A 760-nucleotide genomic window follows, 5' to 3' on the forward strand; every position below is an offset into this window, starting at 1 on the left:
CGCCCGTCTGACGTCCGCGCAGCTTGCGATGTTGTGGGAAGGGATTGATTGGCGCAGGCCGGATTGGGGCGCGCCGCCGGCCCGTGTGGGCTAAATATATAAGCCGAAACGCCTTGTTTTTATGGCGATATAACGTACCTCGTGGTAAACAGATTCATGTCAAATCACCCTGTTGATCTTCCCGATGACCCCGCTGTTCTGAAGGCGATGATCACCGCTTTGCAGGCGGAAAACGCCAAGATATCGGCGACGTTGCGGGTCCACGATCAGCTGGTTCAGGCCCTCCGACTGCGGATCGCCAAGTTGCAGAAACTGGCCTTCGGCAAATCCTCGGAACAGATCGAGCGCGAGATCGAACAGCTTGAACTGGCGCTCGAAGACCTATTGGTCGCGGTGGCCGAGGAAGATGACGCGCCCATCAACGAAGGGCAGGATGAGCCGTCACCAGAGGCTGCCGACGCGCCCGCTTTGCGCCGTAGGCCGCGTGTCTCGGATGCGACGCCGCGCGAACGCCGCGAACTGGACCCGGTGCCTGCTGCCCGGACTGCGGTGGCGATCTGCGCGTCGCGCCAGAGGCGCGCATGTAAAGGGACGCACCTTTGGTGCGATGGGTGAGGATGTCAGCGAGTTGCACGACATGATCGCCGCGCAGATGAAGGTGATCCAGATCGCCCGGATTAAGAAGTCCTGCCGCCGCTGCGAGCGGATCGTGCAGGAGCCGGCTCCCAGCCGTCCCATCCCGGGCAGCATGGCCGGGCCG

At 62.5% G+C, this 760-nt stretch carries 1 pseudogene; it reads left to right on the forward strand.

Annotation, left to right across the window (positions count from 1 at the left end):
* Window positions 1–156: 156 nt before the first annotated feature.
* Window positions 157–760: pseudogene (locus BV911_RS18865) on the forward strand (IS66 family transposase zinc-finger binding domain-containing protein); the annotation flags it as partial.

Source organism: Pseudoruegeria sp. SK021 (genome assembly GCF_002119405.1).
Classification (GTDB): domain Bacteria; phylum Pseudomonadota; class Alphaproteobacteria; order Rhodobacterales; family Rhodobacteraceae; genus Meridianimarinicoccus.